Origin of the sequence: Rhodopseudomonas palustris (assembly GCF_013415845.1) — a bacterium.
GTDB classification, from domain to species: domain Bacteria; phylum Pseudomonadota; class Alphaproteobacteria; order Rhizobiales; family Xanthobacteraceae; genus Rhodopseudomonas; species Rhodopseudomonas palustris_F.
Map to the genome: position 1 here is coordinate 3257842 of NZ_CP058907.1, position 19592 is coordinate 3277433.

At 64.9% G+C, this 19592-nt stretch carries 11 protein-coding genes and 2 tRNA genes; 5 read left to right on the top strand and 8 right to left on the bottom strand.

The window, feature by feature from the left end:
• Positions 1-65 precede the first annotated feature (65 nt).
• The 4 genes from HZF03_RS14920 (at position 66) to HZF03_RS14935 (ending at position 7626) form a co-directional block, all read left to right on the top strand.
• Complete coding sequence (locus HZF03_RS14920) at positions 66-1310, top strand: efflux RND transporter periplasmic adaptor subunit (protein WP_011158504.1); 1245 nt, start codon at positions 66-68, stop codon at positions 1308-1310.
• Positions 1311-1338: 28 nt separating this feature from the next.
• On the top strand, positions 1339-4479 hold the full coding sequence (locus HZF03_RS14925; protein WP_119018674.1) for an efflux RND transporter permease subunit: 3141 nt from the start codon (positions 1339-1341) through the stop codon (positions 4477-4479).
• A gap of 92 nt (positions 4480-4571) precedes the next feature.
• Positions 4572-4648: transfer RNA gene (locus HZF03_RS14930), tRNA-Val, on the top strand.
• Between the two features lie 392 nt (positions 4649-5040).
• The gene (locus tag HZF03_RS14935; RefSeq protein ID WP_234832243.1) at positions 5041-7626 is read left to right on the top strand and encodes a bifunctional diguanylate cyclase/phosphodiesterase; all 2586 of its coding nucleotides are present in this window, start codon (positions 5041-5043) and stop codon (positions 7624-7626) included.
• 108 nt (positions 7627-7734) lie between these two features.
• Here HZF03_RS14935 and HZF03_RS14940 read toward each other — a convergent pair whose 3' ends face one another.
• The 7 genes from HZF03_RS14940 to HZF03_RS14970 all read right to left on the bottom strand — a co-directional run bounded on the left by HZF03_RS14940 (position 7735) and on the right by HZF03_RS14970 (position 16554).
• Positions 7735-8775, bottom strand: coding sequence for a virulence RhuM family protein (locus HZF03_RS14940; RefSeq protein WP_011158507.1), 1041 nt, complete (start codon positions 8773-8775; stop codon positions 7735-7737).
• Positions 8776-8969: 194 nt separating this feature from the next.
• Positions 8970-11402, bottom strand: a complete 2433-nt coding sequence (gene lon, locus HZF03_RS14945) for an endopeptidase La (protein WP_012496384.1) — start codon at positions 11400-11402, stop codon at positions 8970-8972.
• Between the two features lie 320 nt (positions 11403-11722).
• The gene (gene clpX / locus HZF03_RS14950; RefSeq protein ID WP_011158509.1) at positions 11723-12997 is read right to left on the bottom strand and encodes an ATP-dependent Clp protease ATP-binding subunit ClpX; all 1275 of its coding nucleotides are present in this window, start codon (positions 12995-12997) and stop codon (positions 11723-11725) included.
• A 392-nt stretch (positions 12998-13389) separates the two neighbouring features.
• Complete coding sequence (locus HZF03_RS14955; protein WP_011158510.1) at positions 13390-14028, bottom strand: ATP-dependent Clp protease proteolytic subunit; 639 nt, start codon at positions 14026-14028, stop codon at positions 13390-13392.
• A gap of 312 nt (positions 14029-14340) precedes the next feature.
• A complete protein-coding gene (gene tig, locus HZF03_RS14960; protein WP_012496385.1) occupies positions 14341-15699 on the bottom strand; it encodes a trigger factor in 1359 nt (452 codons plus the stop codon).
• A gap of 147 nt (positions 15700-15846) precedes the next feature.
• Positions 15847-15931: transfer RNA gene (locus tag HZF03_RS14965), tRNA-Leu, on the bottom strand.
• Between the two features lie 158 nt (positions 15932-16089).
• Entirely contained in the window at positions 16090-16554 is a 465-nt protein-coding gene (locus HZF03_RS14970) for a MarR family transcriptional regulator (protein WP_234906860.1), read from the bottom strand.
• Between the two features lie 14 nt (positions 16555-16568).
• Between HZF03_RS14970 and HZF03_RS14975 the strand changes: the two genes are divergently transcribed.
• Complete coding sequence (locus HZF03_RS14975; protein WP_119018676.1) at positions 16569-17891, top strand: multicopper oxidase family protein; 1323 nt, start codon at positions 16569-16571, stop codon at positions 17889-17891.
• A 48-nt stretch (positions 17892-17939) separates the two neighbouring features.
• Here the strand turns inward: HZF03_RS14975 and HZF03_RS14980 are convergent, their stop codons facing one another.
• The gene (locus HZF03_RS14980; RefSeq protein WP_012496388.1) at positions 17940-19439 is read right to left on the bottom strand and encodes a bifunctional ADP-dependent NAD(P)H-hydrate dehydratase/NAD(P)H-hydrate epimerase; all 1500 of its coding nucleotides are present in this window, start codon (positions 19437-19439) and stop codon (positions 17940-17942) included.
• Between the last annotated feature and the right edge of the window lie 153 nt (positions 19440-19592).

Genomic DNA, 19592 nt, shown 5'->3' on the forward strand with positions numbered 1-19592 from the left:
TGGAATCAGCTCTGAGTTCCCGTGCCGTGCGGTGCTGCCCGCGCGGACGACACGGAGACATTCGGATGATTTGCGCCCGCTTGGCATCTTTGGCGTCTGCACGAAGGATCGGAATTGTCGCGCTGATCGCAGGCGCTCCCATCATCCTGACCGGCTGCAAGGAGCAGAACAAATACGCTGCGCCACCACCAGCCAAGGTCACCGTCGCCAAGCCGACCCAAGCGCCGGTGACGCTGTATGCGGAATTCACCGGTAACACCTCGCCAGTCGCGTCGGTCGATCTCGAAGCACGGGTGCAGGGGTTTCTCGAAAGCGTCGACTATCTCGACGGTGAGGCGGTCAAGAAGGACCGTGAGCTGTTCAAGATCGAGAAGGCGCAGTACCAAGCCCAGGTCGATCTGCAGCAGGCCCAGCTCGACGGCGCCAAGGCCAAGCAGGCGAACGCCCAGCGTGAAGCCGATCGACAGACGATCCTCGGGCAGAGGGATGTCGCCTCGCAGCGCAATGTCGACGACGCCCAGACCAATCTGGCAGCCGCCAACGCCCAGGTCGCCGCCGCCCAGGCATCGCTGGCGCTGGCCAAGACCTCGCTGGGCTACACCACGGTGACGGCACCGTTCGACGGCGTGGTGACCCGCCGCCTTGTGAACGTCGGCACCCTGGTCGGCTCGGCCGGCCCGACCAAGCTCGCCACCATCCTGCAGGTCGATCCGCTCTACGTGTATTTCAACATCACCGAGCAGCAGCAGATCAATCTGCGCGACGCGCTCGCCAAGCGCGGCAAGACGCTGAAGGACATGCGCGAGGAACGCCTGGAAATGCCGATCCAAGTCGCGCTAGCGTCCGACACCTCGTTCCAATACGCCGGCAAGATCGACTACATCGCGCCGCAGGTCGATCCGTCGACCGGCACGCTGCAGCTCCGCGGGACGCTGCCGAACAAGGACGTGGCGCTGGTGCCGGGCCTGTTCGTCCGGGTCCGGGTCGCGGTCGGCCAGCTCGACGACGCGCTGCTGATCAACGACACCGCGGTGATGTCCAACCAGACCGGCAGCTACGTGATGGTGGTTGGCGCCGGCGACGTCGTCGAGCAGCGCCAGGTCACGCTCGGGCCGCAGGAAGGTCAGCTTCGGGTCGTCACCAGCGGATTGAAGGCTGACGACCGTGTGGTGATCGGCGCGATCCAGCGCGCCATTGCCGGCAACACCGTGACGCCGGTCGCCGGGACGATGGCGGCCGCCCCGACCGCGCCGACCCCGGCGCCCGCCGCGCTGAGCCCTGGAGCCCAATCCGGCACCGCGAAACCCTGAGCCCACCGGCCCTCACGAGGCGTTGCCCATGTTCTCGCGCTTCTTCATCGAACGGCCGGTGTTGTCCAACACCCTCGCCTTCCTGATCGTCCTGCTCGGCGCCCTGGCGCTGATGCGGCTGCCGGTGTCGCAATATCCTGACGTGGTGCCGCCGACGGTGTCGGTCTCCGCGACCTATCCGGGCGCCAGCGCGCGCACCGTGATGGATTCGGTGGCGCTGCCGATCGAGCAGCAGGTCAACGGCGTCGAGGGCATGATTTATATGCAATCGACCAGCGCCAGCGACGGCAGCTACAATCTGGTCGTCACCTTCGACATCGGCACCGATCCGAACATGGCGCAGGTGCTGGTGCAGAACCGGGTGTCGCTGGCCAGCGCGCAATTGCCGACTTCGGTCTCGACTCAAGGTCTCAACATCAAGAAGAAGTCGACCGCGATCCTGCAATTCGTCAGCTTGGTTTCGTCCGACGGCCGCTATGACAACCTGTTTCTCGCCAACTACGCCAAGATCAACATCCAGAACGAGCTGGCGCGGCTGCCCGGCGTCGGCGACGTGTCGGTGCTCGGCTCCGGCTCCTACGCGATGCGGATCTGGCTCGATCCGGACAAGCTGCAAAGCTATGGCCTGACGCCGAGCGACGTGATCAGCGCCGTGCAGCAGCAGAGCAACCAGGTCACCGCCGGCCTGGTCGGCGGCCCGCCGGCACCGTCGATCGTGAATTTCCAGTACGCGCTCGACGTCGTCGGCCGCTTCAACGAAGCCACCGATTTCGAAAAGATCGTGGTCAAGGCGGTCGACCAGGGCGGCGGCCAGCTGGTGCGGATCGGCGACATCGGCCGCGTCGAGCTGGGCGCGTCGTCTTACGGCCAGAACGCAACGCTCGACGGCAAGCCCTCGGCTGCGATCGCAATTTCGCTGCTCACCGGCGCCAACGCGCTGTCGGTGGCAGAGGCGGTGAACGCCAAGATGAAGGAGATGGCGGGCTCGTTTCCGGCCGGTCTCGACTACAAGGTGTCGTTCGACAGCACCAAGTTCATCACCGCCTCGGTCGACGAGGTGTACGAAACGCTGATCATCGCCGCCGTGCTGGTGCTGGTGGTGATCCTGATGTTCCTGCAGGACTGGCGAGCGATGCTGGTCCCCGCCACCACCGTGCCGGTGACGATCATCGGCGCGTTCGCGGCGATGTCGGCGATGGGCTTCACGGTCAACACCACCAGCCTGTTCGCGCTGGTGCTGGCAATCGGCATCGTGGTCGACGACGCCATCGTCATCGTCGAAGGCGTGTCCCGGCACACCGCCGGCGGGATGTCGAGCCGAGAGGCCGCGGTCAAGGCGATGTCGGAGCTGTTCGGCCCGATCATCGGCATTACGCTGGTGCTGATGGCGGTTTTCCTGCCGGCCGCCGCCCTGCCCGGCCTCACCGGCAAGATGTATCAGCAGTTCGCGCTGGTGATCGCCGCCACCGCACTGATCTCGGCTGTTAACGCGGTGACGCTGAAGCCGACGCAATGCGCGCTGTGGCTGCGCGCGCCGGTGCCGCCGGAGCAGCGCGGCATCGTCTATCGCATCTTCAATGCGGTATATGCGCGCTGCGAGGCCGTGTATGCGGCGCTGATCCGCCGCCTGGTCGCGTTCAGCATCCTGACCACGATCGTCGGCCTGGTTCTGGTCGGGGTCGCGTTCTATGGCGTGTCGCGGGTGCCGACGGCCTTCCTGCCCTCGGAAGATCAGGGCTATTTCATCATCAGCCTGAAGCTGCCGGATGCGGCTTCCGCCGGGCGCAGCGACGCTGCGGTCGCCAAGGCGGTCGAGCTGGTGCGCAAGACTCCGGGCGTCGAAAGCGTGATCGGCGTCTCCGGCGTCTCGCCGCTCGACAACAACGCCACGATGTACAACGCCGGCATGCTGTACGTGGTGCTGCACGACTGGGATCAGCGCAAGACCAAGGATCTCAGCATCGACGCGATCGCCGCCAAGGTGCGCGCTGCGCTCGGGCAGCTCGACACCGCAACCGCGCTGGTGCTGATGCCGCCGCCGATCCAGGGCATCGGCAACACCGGCGGCTTCACCATGATGGTGGAGATGAAGAACGGCAGTTCGGACTTCCTGGCGCTGCAGAACGCCACCGAACAGCTCGCCGCCAACGCCTCGACCCAGAGCGGCATCACCCACGCGGCCTCGACCTTCAAGGGCAACGTCAAGCAGCTCCGTTTGGTGGTGGACCGCATGAAGGCGGAGACGCTCGGCGTCACCGTCGGCCAGGTGTTCTCGGCCGTCGAAAGCTATCTCGGCTCGACCTACGTCAACCAGTTCACCAAGTTCAACAACGTGTTCCAGGTCTACGTCCAGGCCGACGCGCCGTTCCGGCTGCGGCCAGACGACGTGTTGAAGCTGAAGGTGAAAGGCAGCAACGGCCAGATGGTGCCGGTCGGCGCGGTCGCGTACCTGACCGACGAGGTCGGCCCGCCGCTGATCACGCTGTACAATCTGTACCCGGCCGCAACGCTGGTCGGCAGCCCGGCGGCCGGCTTCAGCTCCGGTGAAGCGATGTCGCTGATGAGCGAAGTCGCCGCCAAGTCGCTGCCCTCGTCGATGGGCACGGCCTGGACCGGGATGTCGTATCAGGAGCAGGTGGTCGGCGATCAGATCTACTACGTGTTCGCGGTCGCGCTGCTGCTGGTGTATTTCGTGCTCGCCGGACAATACGAAAGCTGGCTGCAGCCGCTGGCGGTGATCCTCGCCGTGCCGCTGACCCTGCTCGGCACCGTCGCGGCGCTGGAATGGTCGGGCCTGCCGAACGATCTCTATACGCAAATCGGCATCGTGCTGCTGATCGCACTGGCGGCGAAGAACGCAATTCTGATCGTCGAATATGCGCGCGAGAAATGTGTGGAAGGCATGCCGATCGCCGAGGCCGCAGTGGAGGCCGCGCGGCTCCGGTTCCGCCCGATCCTGATGACCTCGTTCGCCTTCATCTTCGGCATGCTGCCGCTGGCGCTCGCGACCGGCGCCGGTGCCGGCGCCCGCGTCTCGCTCGGCATCGCCGTGGTGGCCGGTATGCTGGCCTCCACGGGGCTGGCGGTGCTGTTCGTGCCGGCGTTCTTCGCCGTGCTGCAGCGGCTGGGGACGCGGCGTGAAGCCGCCGCCTCTCCGGCCGAGGGATAAGGCTGCCGAGATGGCTGCAAAGATGGGATCGGCCCTGCGCCGGTCCAGCCTGCCTTGCACAGACCATGGCCCCCGCGGTAGATAGGCGCGGCGGGCGGCTAGCTCAGCTGGTTAGAGCATCTCGTTTACACCGAGAGGGTCGGGAGTTCGAATCTCTCGCCGCCCACCATGGTTCTCGCACCCCTGCCCTAGGATCCCGGCGTCTGCCGCCCACCAGCTCTGTGCGCGGTCATTCCAGGAGAGGCCCGACGCGCGGTGAGGCGGAGGAAATTGTCCTCCGCTGGTGAATGATCTCCGAACGTCATGAGCCGCCCGAAGGGGCCGCCCCGGAGCTTGGTACCACAACGCACCATTGCCCACCCAACATAGTACCGACAGCAGCCTTTCCGACTGCGCTGCATGCTCTTGAGCGGCGAAAGTGCAGGTAAATGTACTAACGAGATATCCATCTACCCACGGTAGTGAGGGAGGAGATCAAGACGCCGGCTGGGGTAGTCAATGGCAAGGGTTGGGTGGAACGCACGGGCGCGTAGCCTGCTGCGGGGACCGGGAAACGCGTCAGTGCGATGGATCGTCGGGATCGGCGTGCTGCTGATCGCCGCGATCTCGATCGTCACCGCCTGGATGATCGCCGACGGCCGTGAGCGCGTCCTGCGCAACGCCGGGCGCGAACTCGGCAACACCGCGTTGCTGCTTGCCCGCCAGTTCGACCGCACCTTCGACACCCTGAATGCCGATCAGAGCGACACCGCCTCCTCGCTCGAGCAGACTTTCCCGCTCGCCAAGGCGCTGTCGACCCACACGCTGCTGGCGCTGAAAGCCGGCGAGCTCGGCGACTTCGACCTGTTCGACACCAGCGGCGCGCTGATCAACTCCTCGCGCGGCTGGCCGCTGCCGAACGTGGAGATCGGCGCGCATCCGAATTTCAAACGCTGGATGGCCGACTACGAGCGCGACGAAGCCGAGGCCGAATTCATCCGCGATCCGGTGCTCGGCGGCCTGACGCTGACGCTGATCAAGCGCCTGCGCGGCCCGACGCGCGCGACGACGGGCGTCCTGACCAGGACGATCCCGAACACCTGGTACGAGAACCTCGCGTCTTCGATCGTGCTCGGCGAAGACGCCTCGATCGCGATCTTCACCAGCGGCGGCACGCTGGTGACGCGATGGCCACGCTTCACCCAAGCAAATGGGCAGAACTTTCTCGACTCAGAACTCAAGCCGCTATTCCTGCAGCCGAGCATCACCAGGCGGGTCAACAGCCCGTTCGACGGTCGCGAGCGGCTGGCGGCGGCGCGGATGCTGACCAAGCAGCCGGTATTCGTCGTGGTGTCGCGCTCGGTCAACGGCGTGCTGTCGAGCTGGTGGCGCGAGCTGTGGGTGATGGTGGCAGTCGCATGCGCCTCGGCGCTCGCCGTCGCCGTGGTGCTGTTTCAGCTCGGCCGCCAGATCCTCCGGCAGGAAACCGATTTGCGGAAGCGCTACAGCATCGCCGTCGACAACATGGCGCAGGGTCTGTCGCTGTTCGACTCCACGGGACGGCTGTTGCTGTTCAACCAGCGCTATCTCGATTTATACGGCCTGCCCGCCGGCGCGCTGAAGCCTGGCATGCGCACCTTCGAAATCGTGCGGCAGCTGCAGCAGGCCGGCCACGATCCACATCTGCTCGAATCCTATCGGGCCTTCGCGCTGAAGCACGCCGGTGCCCGCAGTGCGTTCGAGGTCGAATTCCCCGACGGCCGGACCATCCTGATCACCCGCGAGCCGATCCCGGGCGGCGGCTGGGTCACCACCGACGAAGAGATCACCGAGCGCAAGCGCTCCGACTCCCGCATCCACCACCTCGCCCATTACGACGACCTCACCGGCCTGCCGAACCGCTCGTCGTTCCGCAAGCACCTCGGCGAGGCTCTGAACCTGATCGAGCCCGGCGACCAGCTCGCTCTGCTCTATATCGACATCGACGAGTTCAAGATCGTCAACGACACCCTCGGCCATCCGGTCGGCGATCAGTTGCTCCAGGCTCTCGCCGACCGCCTGCGGAATTGCGTCGGCCCGGACGACTACGTCGCCCGGCTCGGCGGCGATGAATTCGCCGTGGTGATGGCCGACGCCTCCGACATCCGCGAGTTCGTCGCGAAGCTGCAAGCCACCCTGCGCGACAGCATCGATTGCGCCGGTCAGGTGCTCTCGCCGGATGCCAGCATCGGCATCGCGCTGGCGCCGGACCACAGCTGCGAAGTGGACGACCTGATCGCGAAGGCGGACCTCGCGCTATACGCGGCGAAAGCCGAAGGTCGCCGCACCTATCGGTTCTTCATGCCGGAGATGGACGTCAAGGCGAAGGCCAGGCACGAGCTCGCGACCGAGCTGAAGCGCGCGGTGACCGAGCACGATTTCCGACTGCACTTCCAGCCGCTGGTCGATCTGAATTCCGGCACGATCGCCGGCTGCGAAGCGCTGCTGCGCTGGCAGCATCCGGTTCGCGGCTTCGTCTCGCCAGCCGAGTTCATTCCGCTGGCCGAAGACATTGGGCTGATCGAAGACCTCGGCGAATGGGTGCTGGACCAGGCCTGCCGTGTCGCGGTCGGCTGGCCGGCGTCGATGACGGTCGCAGTCAACGTGTCGCCGATCCAATTCCGGCGCGCCACGTTCCCGCTCAAGGTCGCCGCGGCGCTGGCCCGCACCGGGCTCGCCGCGCACCGTCTGGAGCTCGAGATCACCGAGGCGCTGCTACTGCAGGACAACGAGTCGACACTCGCGATCCTCAATCAACTCCGCGACCTCGGCGTCAAAATCGCGCTCGACGATTTCGGCACCGGCTATTCGTCGCTCAGCTATCTGCACCGTTTCCCGATCGACAAGATCAAGATCGACAAGAGCTTCGTCGACACCCTCACCGAGGAAGCCGGATCGGCCACCATCGTCCGCGCCATCGTGCAGATCGCCGCCGCCGGCAACAAGACCACGCTCGCCGAAGGCGTCGAGACCGCCGCCCAGCGCGACCTGCTGCGCCACCTCGGCTGCCAGCAGATGCAAGGCTACCTGTTTAGCCCGGCGCTGCCCGAGGACGCCCTGGCGCGCCTGATCGGTAACGCCGACGCCGAAACGCAAACGGCGCCCCGAAGGGCGCCGGCGAGTGTGTGACGTTAGCGAGCGCCTTAGATCTGCGCTGTGGCAAGCGTGACGTGCAAGCGAGCCCTCGTCTCGTTGACCGCTGGGATGACCGTGAAGCGAGCGATGTAGAGCAGCTACTCAGGTTTCCGGCTTCCTCTGCGTGAGGCGGCGCGCTTCTGCTTCGAGCTTCACCAGATCTTCGGCAGCTTCGCGTTCGGCCGCGATCGCCTCCGCAGCGCGGCGGTCGGCATCGAAGGCATCGAACCGTGCATGTGCGATCTCCGTCATCCGCTCATGCGACATTCGTCCCTTGCCCTGAAGCACCTCACGCTCGTTGAAGGATAGAAAGCGGTCGGTCTGCGTGATCCAATCGGCCATTCGCGTCTCTTGTCTGCGCGAGGCTCGGTCTTCAGCAAAGTCGAGGAACATCGTCGTGAGACGGTTGAGGGAATCGATCTCCTCCGTCGTGAGATAGTTCTTCGAAATTGTGACGTCGGTCTTTCGCACGCGCTCGCCCACCCAACTGGTCAAAGCCATGTTCGGCCTTTCCGGGTCGGCGCGAGCGACGATCAACTCAGCCGCCGTCTGCCCGGTAACTGCGAATACAAGCTTGTTCTGGATCGTGGCGAAGAATGCCTTGGCGGTGTCGGCGCAGCCGTCATAGTCGACGCTGGTGGCGGCGAAGAGGTCGCGGACCTTCTGGTAAAATCGCTTCTCTGACGCCCGAATATCCCGGATGCGGAGCAGCAGTTCGTCGAAGTAGTCGAGACCACCCGGCTCCTTAAGCCGGGCGTCGTCAAGGACGAAGCCCTTGGTCAGGTATTCCCGTAATACCGTGCTCGCCCAGCGCCGGAACTGACTGCCACGCGGACTGCGAACGCGATAGCCGACGGCCAGGATGGCGTCGAGATTGTAGATCTTGAGCGTGCGACGGACCGAACGAGCCCCTTCCTGCTGAACTTGTAAGAAATCCTTACAAGTTGCCGCTTCGTCGAGCTCTCTATCGTCGAAAATGGTTCCGAGATGCTGGTTGACGTTCTGCGAGGTGGTCTCGAACAGCGCCGCGATCTCGGCCTGAGTGAGCCAGACGGTGCCGTCGACCACGCGAAGCTGGATCGCGTCGCGGCCATCCTCAGTGCGATAGAGGACAAGCTCACCGCGGGACGAGGCGGCGCTCATGTAGCAGTTTCCATGATCTTCCCCACCGCTTTGACCCAGACCACGCTTCAAACCCGCCAGGAGCTGGCGTTGTAGCCGGTCTGGCACATCTCAAGCATCTTCTTGTTGATCCGATCTACCCGACTCTCAGCTCCCCAAAACGCAAACGGCGCCCTTTCGGGCGCCGCTGAGTTGGTTGTGTGTCGCTCGCCGCCTTAGTGGGCGGTCAGGCCGCCGCCGGCTTCGTCGGCTTCGGCGCTGTCCGGAGTGCCGGGCAGCTTGGTTTCCTCTTCCCAGACGATCGGCACCGGCGCGCGGGTCAGCGCGTTGGCGATCACCTCGTCCATCCGCGCCACCGGGATGATGTTCAAACCACCCTTGATCGCGTCGGAGATCTCGGTGAGGTCCTTGGCATTATCTTCCGGGATCAGCACCGTCTTGATGCCGCCGCGGGCCGCGGCGAGCAGCTTCTCCTTGAGGCCGCCGATCGGCAGCACCCGGCCACGCAGCGTGATCTCGCCGGTCATGGCGATATCGCGGCGGATCGGGATGCCGGTCAGCACCGACACGATGGTAGTCGCCATCGCCACGCCGGCCGACGGGCCGTCCTTCGGGGTCGCCCCCTCCGGCACGTGGACGTGGATGTCGCGCTTCTCGAAGAACGGCGGCTCGATGCCGAAGGTGATCGCGCGGCTGCGGACGTAGGACGCCGCCGCCTGGATCGATTCCTTCATGACGTCGCGCAGGTTGCCGGTGACCGTCATCCGGCCCTTGCCCGGCATCATCACGCTTTCGATCGTCAGCAGCTCGCCGCCGACATCGGTCCACGCCAGACCCGTGACCACACCGACCTGATCGTCCTTCTCGATTTCGCCGAAGCGGAACTTCGGCACGCCGAGATATTCCTCGATCTGCTTCTCGTCGATATGGACCGACTTCTTCTTCGACAGCATCAGGTCCTTCACCACCTTCCGCGCGAGGGTAGAGATCTCGCGCTCGAGGTTGCGGACGCCGGCCTCGCGGGTGTAGCGGCGGATGACGAGCAACAACGCGTCGTCGTCGATCGACCACTCCTTCGGCTCCAGGCCGTGCTTGGTCAGCGCCAGCGGGATCAGGTGCTTGCGTGCGATCTCGACCTTCTCGGTCTCGGTGTAGCCGGCGATCCGGATGATCTCCATACGATCCATCAGCGGCCCCGGAATGTTCAGGGTGTTCGCCGTGGTGATGAACATCACGTTGGACAGATCGTAGTCCACCTCGAGATAGTGGTCGTTGAAGGTGCCGTTCTGCTCGGGGTCGAGCACCTCGAGCAGAGCCGATGACGGATCGCCGCGGAAATCGGCGCCCATCTTGTCGATCTCATCGAGCAGGAACAGCGGATTCGAAGTCTTCGCCTTCCGCATCGACTGGATGATCTTGCCGGGCATCGAGCCGATGTAAGTGCGGCGGTGGCCGCGAATCTCGGCTTCGTCACGCACACCACCGAGCGACACGCGGACGAACTCGCGTCCGGTGGCCTTGGCGATCGACTTGCCGAGCGAGGTCTTGCCGACGCCGGGCGGGCCGACGAGGCAGAGGATCGGCCCCGACAGCTTGTTGGCGCGCGACTGCACCGCGAGATACTCGACGATCCGCTCCTTGACCTTCTCGAGCCCGTAGTGATCGGAATCCAGCACGGCCTGAGCCGCTTCCAGATCCTTCTTCACCTTGGACTTCTTGTTCCACGGGATCGACAGCAGCCAGTCGAGATAGTTGCGCACGACGGTCGCTTCCGCGGACATCGGCGACATCTGGCGCAGCTTCTTCAGCTCGTGCTGCGCCTTCTCCCGCGCTTCCTTGGAGAGCTTGGTCTTGGCGATCTTCTCTTCGAGTTCGGCGAGTTCGTCCCGGCCGTCTTCGTCGCCGAGCTCCTTCTGGATCGCCTTCATCTGCTCGTTGAGATAGTACTCGCGCTGGGTCTTCTCCATCTGGCGCTTGACGCGCGAGCGGATGCGCTTCTCGACCTGCAAGACCGAGATCTCGCTCTCCATCAGGCCGAGCACCTTCTCCAGCCGCTGCGTCACCGACAGCGTCTCCAGGATGCCCTGGCGGTCGGCGATCTTGACGGCGAGATGCGAGGCGACGGTGTCGGCGAGCTTGGCGAAGTCGGTGATCGACTGCACCACGCCGACGACTTCGGCCGAGATCTTCTTGTTGAGCTTCACATAGCTCTCGAAGTCGGACACGACCGAGCGGCCCAGTGCCTCGGCTTCCACCGAGGTGGCATCGCTGTCTTCGAGCGCGACGGCGTCGGCCTCGTAGTAATCGGCGCGATCGGTGTACTTGTCGACCTTGGCGCGCGCGAGGCCTTCGACCAGCACCTTCACGGTGCCGTCGGGCAATTTCAGCAGCTGCAGAACGCTCGCCAGCGTGCCGATCTCATAGATCGCATCGGGAGCCGGATCGTCATCGGACGCGTTCTTCTGCGTCGCCAGCATGATCAGCGCGTCGTTCTTCATCACCTCTTCGAGGGCGCGGATCGACTTCTCGCGACCGACGAACAGCGGCACGATCATGTGCGGAAACACGACGATGTCGCGCAGCGGAAGAACCGGATAGGAGTGGCTTTCGCCGTAGGTGATCGATGGCCTGGGTTTGGTGGCGGTCATGGCCCCGTTCCTTTCGTTTTGCCCCCTCGCCCTCGGCCCGCCATCGGCGCTGCCGTCACGAGGTGCGGAGGTGTCCGGTCTTCTCCGGCCGGTCAGGGCCTCGGTCTCCGGAATGATTGAGGCGAATCCTGAAAACGCTTGTCATCGCCGACCAATTAGGTGGCTATCCGGCGGTGGGGTGTCAAGTCGTGGAAAACGCAACGTTTTGTCCGGCTTTGGCGCGGGATGCTGATGCACAGAGACGAGCCGCCACTCGCGGCGGCAGCCCGTTCTGATCGTTGCGGCAGCGGCCCTGAGGGCCGCCGCGTCGGCGCTGCGCGTCAGGCGCTGGCGCTGGTCTCGGCCGCACGGTCGGTGCGGTCGGCATAGATGTAAAGCGGCCGCGCGGTGCCATCGACCACTTCGCGCGAGATCACCACTTCCTCGACGCCTTCCAGGCCCGGGAGGTCGAACATGGTCTCGAGCAGGATGCTCTCCAGGATCGACCGCAGGCCACGGGCGCCGGTCTTGCGTTCGATCGCCTTACGGGCGACCGCACCAAGCGCTTCGTCGGCGAAGGTGAGCTCGACGTTCTCCATTTCGAACAGCCGCTGGTACTGCTTGACCAGCGCATTCTTCGGATCGGTCAGGATCTTCTTCAGCGAGTTCTCGTCAAGGTCTTCCAGGGTGGCAACCACCGGCAGACGACCGACGAATTCCGGGATCAGGCCGTACTTGAGCAGATCCTCGGGCTCGACGTGGCGGAAGATCTCACCGGTGCGGCGATCTTCCGGCGCGAGCACCTGCGCCGCAAAGCCGATCGAGGTGGTCCGGCCGCGCGACGAGATGATCTTCTCGAGCCCGGCGAACGCGCCGCCGCAGATGAACAGGATGTTGGTGGTGTCCACCTGCAGGAATTCCTGCTGCGGATGCTTGCGGCCGCCCTGCGGCGGGACCGACGCCACCGTACCTTCCATGATCTTCAGCAGCGCCTGCTGGACGCCCTCGCCCGAGACATCGCGGGTGATCGAGGGATTGTCCGACTTGCGACTGATCTTGTCGATTTCGTCGATGTACACGATGCCGCGCTGCGCCCGCTCGACATTGTAGTCGGCCGCCTGCAGCAGCTTCAGGATGATGTTCTCGACGTCCTCGCCGACATAGCCGGCTTCGGTCAGCGTGGTCGCATCCGCCATCGTGAACGGCACGTCGAGAATCCGCGCCAGCGTCTGCGCCAACAGCGTCTTGCCCGAGCCGGTCGGACCGATCAGCAGGATGTTCGACTTCGCCAGTTCGACGTCGTTGTGCTTGGTCTGGTGGTTCAGCCGCTTGTAGTGATTGTGGACCGCGACCGAGAGAACCTTCTTCGCATGGTTCTGACCGATGACGTAGTCATCGAGAACCTTGCAGATCTCCTTCGGCGTCGGGATTCCGTCACGCGACTTCACCAGCGAGGACTTGTTCTCCTCGCGAATGATGTCCATGCACAGTTCCACACATTCATCGCAGATGAATACCGTGGGGCCGGCGATCAGCTTGCGGACCTCGTGCTGGCTCTTTCCGCAGAACGAGCAGTACAGGGTGTTCTTGGAGTCGCTCGTACCGACCTTACTCATTTCTATCTCCGTCCGCCGTTCGGTCTCTTCCGGTCATCGCCTGATCCGAGCCCATGCCCGGCAGACAAGTTCAAAGTTAGCAATTTCCGTACCAGAAAAGACCCCCGCATCAGTCTGGCCGCGAACCGCGACCGAGTTCGAATCCCCCAAGCACTTTCGTCGATCAGGTTCAGCCAATCAGACTGTCACCCGTCTATCAAGAATTCGCTAATCGGCCGGACGCCGGCCGACGTGACAATAGCGTGATTTGTTGCGTCTGCGCGACCCTTGGTCGCTGAAATCAACGCAGCGTTGCGCCATTGTCACGTGGGAGCTCGGCACGAAAGCGGAACATTGGGGCTTTCCTGTGAGATTCCCGAGGGCGAGATTCCCGACCTCGGGGTGCTCGCGGCTCAGGCAGCCTTCGGGGCCGGCGCGGGATCTTCGGGGCGCTTTTCGATCACCTTGTCGACGATCCCGAATTCCCGGGCCATTTCGGCGGTCAGGAACTTGTCGCGCTCCAGCGCATCCTCGATCGCCTTGTAGGTCTGACCGGTGTGATGCACGTAGATCTCGTTGAGCCGCTTCTTCAGGTTCAGAATCTCCTGGGCGTGCAGCATGATGTCGGTCGCCTGGCCCTGGAATCCGCCGGACGGCTGATGCACCATGATCCGCGCGTTCGGCAGCGAGAACCGCATGTCCTTGTGGCCGGCAGCGAGCAGCAGCGAGCCCATCGACGCGGCCTGACCGGTGCACAGCGTCGAGACCGGCGGGCGGATGAACTGCATGGTGTCGTAGATCGCCAGACCCGATGTCACCACCCCGCCCGGCGAGTTGATGTACATCGAAATTTCCTTCTTCGGATTTTCCGCTTCAAGGAACAGGAGCTGCGCGACGATCAGCGTCGACATGCCGTCTTCGACCGGGCCGGTGACGAAGATGATCCGCTCTTTCAGGAGGCGCGAGAAGATGTCGTAGGCTCGTTCGCCGCGGTTGGTCTGTTCGACCACCATCGGCACGAGGTTCATGTAGGTTTCCACCGGATCGCGCATAAATCACCTGAGGGTTGTCGTAGGCGACAGCTCGCGGGAGCGACAAAAACGGCTCCGCCGCAGGCGTTCGCCCCGTGATGCAGGACGTGAAGCGAGGTCACAGATATGAGCCGATTGCGCGGCGACAAGGGTGGACCCCGTTTCCACCTGTGAGTTGATACCGATTCGGCCAATCCCGGCAAAACCGACGAACGGCTTTTCGCCGCCAGCGAGCCGGCTTTCACGGCGCATCGTTAACAGTGCCTGACGGCGCAAAACGGCCGCCGTGACGGTATCACGGCGGCCGCAGCAATGATTCTCAGACGATGCGGATCAGGCCGCAGTCTTGTCGTCCTCGTCCTTGTAGAGCTCCTCGCGGGTGACCTTCTTTTCGGTCACGTTGGCAAGCTCTAGGATGAAGTCGACAACCTTGTCTTCGTAAATCGGCGCGCGGAGCTGGGCCAGCGCTTCCGGATTGGAGCGGTAGAAATCCCAGACTTCCTTCTCGCGGCCCGGCATCTGACGGGCACGCTCGATCACCGCGCGGCTGACTTCGTCGTCGGTGACCTGGATCTTGTTCTTCTCGCCGATCTCCGACAGCACCAGGCCGAGGCGGACGCGGCGGTCGGCGATCTTGCGATACTCTTCCTTCGCGGCGTCTTCGGTGGTGTTCTCGTCGGCGAAGGTCTTGCCGGTCGACTGCATCTCGGCGTTGATCGACCGCCACATCACCTCGAACTCCTGCTCGATCAGCGACGGCGGAGCATCGAACTTGTGGGCTTCGTCGAGCCGGTCGAGCAGCTGGCGCTTGACCTTGAGCCGCGACGCGCCGGCGTATTCGGCGCCGAGCCGGGCCTTGGCGGCTTCCTTCAGCTTGTCGAGTGACTCCAGGCCGAGGGTCTTGGCGAACTCGTCGTCGATCGTGGTCTCCTGCGGAGCCTCGAGCTTGGTCGCGGTGGTCTCGAACTCGGCCGGCTTACCCGCCAGCGTCTCGCTGGCGTAGTTGGCCGGGAACGTCACCTTGATGGTACGGGTCTCGCCGACCGCGATGCCGACGAGCTGATCCTCGAAGCCCGGAATAAAGGACGCCGAGCCGATCACCACCGGGATGTCCTCGCCGGTGCCGCCGTCGAACGCGACGCCGTCGATGGTGCCCTTGAACGACACGGTGACGCGGTCGCCGGTCTCGGCCTTGGCGCCTTCGGCCTTGTCGGCATAGGCGCGGTTGGCGTCGGCGATGCGCTTGATGGCTTCATCGACGTCGGAATCGGCGACGTCGACCACCGGCTTCTCGACCGAGAAGCTCTTGAAGTCGGCCAGTTCGATCGCCGGGACGACTTCGATCGCCACGGTGTAGGTGAGATCGGACTTGCCCTCGAGGATGTCCTCGATCTCCTTCTGGTCCTGCGGCATGGTGATCTTCGGCTCGGTGGCGAGCCGGAAGCCACGCTCGGAGAAGATGCCGTCATTGGTGTCGCGGACCAGCTTGTCGATGGTCTCGGCGGCGACCGAACGGCCGTACACGCGCTTCAGGTGAGCGGTCGGCACCTTGCCCGGACGAAAGCCGTTGAGGCGCACTTTGTCCTTCAGATCGGCGAGCTTCTCGTCGATCTTGGCGTCGATGTCCGCAGCCGGGACATTGACCTGGAATTCGCGCTTCAATCCGTCGGCAACGGTTTCCTTGACCTGCATGGCGTCAATCTTCTTCTCTTGGCTCCGGCCAAAGGACCGGAAATGGTCGAATGTACGATGCGGCCTCGCGGCCTGCACCATCGGGTTGGCGGACATCCGTCCTGGCGGACGGCCCTCCGAAAATCGTCATGAGCAAAAGCACTTGCGTGGTGCGGGCGGAGGGACTCGAACCCCCACAACTTTCGTCACTGGAACCTAAATCCAGCGCGTCTACCAATTCCGCCACGCCCGCGAAGAGCATCATGTCCGGCCGCGATGCCGCGGGCGGCGGCTTATAGCATGACATATAGGGCCCGCATCAAGAGAAACCCGCAGCTTTTACCAACCGCGGCGGGCCGTCGCAGATCGACGATGCCGGCCGGACCGACGCGGGTTCCCCGACTAAGCTGCTTAGCCGCCGGTGGTCATCAACGACTGCACGCGGGCGTAGAGATCGTTGCCGCGTCCGACCAAATACTGGCCTTTCAGGCGGTAGTCGCCCGGCACGCCCCGGATGTCGACGATCGACAGGCCGGCGCGATCCTGGTGGCCGCGCTCGGACATCAGCGCGCAGATTCGCGAAATCGTGCCGTCCTTGAGGCCCGTGCGATCGGAGAGTTCGCGCTGGGTGATGCCGGGCTTGCCGCCGATCTGCAGCAACACGAGGATCTGGTTGGCGGTGATTTCGGGGTGAATTTCGCGAAACGCGTCGAGAATAAGAGAAAGTCGTTCGAGCCAACCAGCGTCTTCGGTCGTCGTCATGATGGAGAAGGCAGCCTCGTCTTGCAGCAAATGGGAACTCAGTCTTACGGGCCGAATCTCAGGCGCCTCAAGCATCACGTTGTCGCAGACCGCTGGACAGCGGCCGGCGAACATGGTCCGCATCAAGCATGACCGATCAGCCGCCTGCCCTGTCCCGCCGCTCCGTGCTCGCCGGCCTTGGCGCCGCGACGATTGCGCCAGCGCTGCCAATCCAGGCGGCGGCTGCCCCGGCGCGCAAGACGCTGGTGCTCCGCGCCGCCATAGGCTCGGCCGTGTTGAAGCCGGGCGCGGCTGCGGTTGCGCGGCCGATCTTGAGCCTCGAAGGCCCGCCGCTGATGCGCGGCGACGAGGTCGCGGTTCAATTCGACAACAAGCTGGCCGAGCCGGCCCTGCTGACGCTGCGCGGCCTCGGCGGCGCGGGTGCAGCCGAGCCACTGGTGAAGATGCAGCCGGTCCCGCCCGGCGGCAGCGACAGCTTCCTGCTGACCTTGCGCTCCGCCGGCACCCTGCTCGCCGACCTGCGGCTTGCCGCCGACGCCGGACCGGCGCCGATGCCGGCGCTGCCGCTGATCGTCACCGAGTCCGAGCCGCCGCAAGCGGACGGTGATCAGGTGGTGCTGATTGAAGACTATCGTCTTGGCGACGACGGCAAGCCGCGCCCGGCCGGCGTCGATGCCGGCGCGACGCCGTGGCTCTACACAGTCAACGGCAAGCCCTCGGCAGAGTTCGCCGTCCGGACCAATGGCCGATTTAGATTCCGCTTCATCAACGCCTGCCAACGCAATGTGATCGCGCTCAAAATCGAAGATCACAACGTCTGGGTGATGGCCCTCGACAGTCAGCCGGCGGAGCCGTTCCTGGCGCGCGGCGGCGCGCTGGTGATCGCGCCGGGCGGCCGGGTCGATGCGCTGATCGACACCCCGAAAGCCGCCGGATCGCGGGCGGCGATTACCCTGCACGATGGCGGCAAGCCGACCGAGCTCGGCAAGCTGGTCTATGGCGGTGATCCGCCGCTCCGTCCGGCGCCGCTGCCGCAGCCGGCGCCGCTGCCGGCCAACGGCCTGCCTACCCAGCTTCCGCTCGGCAGCGCCCTCCGCGCCGAGCTGCTGCTCGGCGCCCTGGTCAATGCACAGCTCGATTGGTTTGCGCCGGACAAGTTCAACCCGGCGGCCGGACCGGCGTTTCAGGTCAAGCGCGGCCGCACCGTGGTGCTGGCGCTAACCAACCACGCCACCATGCCGATGGTGTTCCACCTGCATGGCCATCACTTCCGGCTGCTCGATCGGCTCGACGACGGCTGGAAGCCGTTCTGGCTCGACACGCTGGCGATCGACGCCGGCCAGACCCAGCGCATCGCCTTCGCAGCCGAGTATCCGGGGCTTTGGCTGATCGAGTCCTATGCGGCGAAATGGTCGGAGCCGCGGCTGGTGCGGAGCTATCTCGTCACCTGAAAGGCCGGCTCCAAGCCTCGACGGAATCGAGACTCTTTTGGGAATCGTTCAGTACTCGATCCCGAGCGCGTCATAGAGCCGGCGATGCACCGCCGGCATCGTCTCGGTCAGATCCTCGGCGATCAGACCGGGGCCGGCCTCGCAGGCCGCCTCGCCGTGCATCCACACGCCGATGCAGGCGGCTTCGAACGCCGGCACGCGCTGCGCCAGCAGGCCGGTGATGATCCCGGTGAGCACATCGCCGGAGCCGGCGGTCGCCAGCCACGGCGGCGCATTGGCGGCGATCGCCGCACGGCCGTCCGGCGACGCCACCACCGTATCGGCGCCCTTGAGCAGCACCACGGCGCCGGAACGCTGCGCCGCTACGCGCACCCGTTCAAGCTTCGAGCGAAGTGGATTTTTGTTGCTCATATCGCTGAACAGGCGCGGAAATTCGCCTTCGTGCGGGGTCAGCACGACCTGCGGACTGCTGGCCGATTTGATCGCCTCGAACAGCTCGTCCGGATGTCCGGCGAAGCTGGTCAGCGCGTCAGCATCGAGCACCACCGCGGCGCCAGCGGCCAGCGCCGCCAGCACCTTGCCCCGGGTCTCCTCACCGATCCCGGCGCCCGGCCCGATGCCGATGGCGTTGAAGCGGCGGTCGGCCAGCATCGTGCCAAGTTCGTCCGGCGTATCGACCGGCCGCACCATCACCGCCGTGAGAGCCGCCGCATTCACGGCCAGCGCGTCGCGGGGCGATGCCACAGTCACGAGCCCCGCGCCGGCGCGGAGGGCGCCGCGGGCGGCCAGCCGCGCCGCCCCGGTTTGGGACAGCTCGCCCGACACCACCACCGCGTGGCCGCGGCCGTATTTGTGGCCGTCGGCGCGCGGCACCGGGAAGTCCGGCAGCCATAGATCGGGGTCATTTTCGAATGCCTGCGGACGGATTTCGCCCAGCACCCCGGGCTCGATGCCGATGTCGACGAGGCGGACCTGACCGCAATGCAGCCGGCCGGGCAGCAGCAGGTGACCGATCTTGCGGCGGAAGAAGGTAACTGTTTCGCGCGCCCGGATCGCCGCGCCCATCACGGCGCCGGTGGCGCCGTTGATGCCGCTCGGCAGATCGACCGCCAGCACCGGCACGCCGCTGTGGTTCACGGCCTCGATCACCTCGAGCGCCTGATCCTTGACCGGCCGGTTGAGGCCGGAGCCGAACAGCGCATCGATGATCAGCGCGGGCGCCCCGATCGACTGGGTCAGGAACGGCAGCAGCGGCCCCCTCCACTCCCGCGCCGCAAGCGCCGCATCGCCCTTCAGTGCCTCGCGCTCGCCGAGCAGCATCACGTGCACGGTGCGGCCGAGTGCAACTAATTCGGTCGCGGCGATCAGCCCGTCGCCGCCGTTATTGCCGGGGCCCGCGATCACCAGGATCGGACCCTCGTCCGCCATCTCGATCGCCGCCTGCGCGACATGGCGGCCGGCGTGCAGCATCAGCGCGAACCCCGACGATCCTCCGGCGATCGTCAGAAGGTCGGCGCGGTCCATTTCAGCGGGCGTCAAAAGTTCCATGCCCAATTCCCGGTACAGTCGCCTGCAGCGAAGGCAGCATCATCGGTGCGAGACCGGACAAAACCTTCAAATGCACAAGACATGAGCTGATTGCTGAATAATTAATCAGGCAAAGCTCATTTTGCATCCGCTCAGTGAGCCATGCGGGCGATT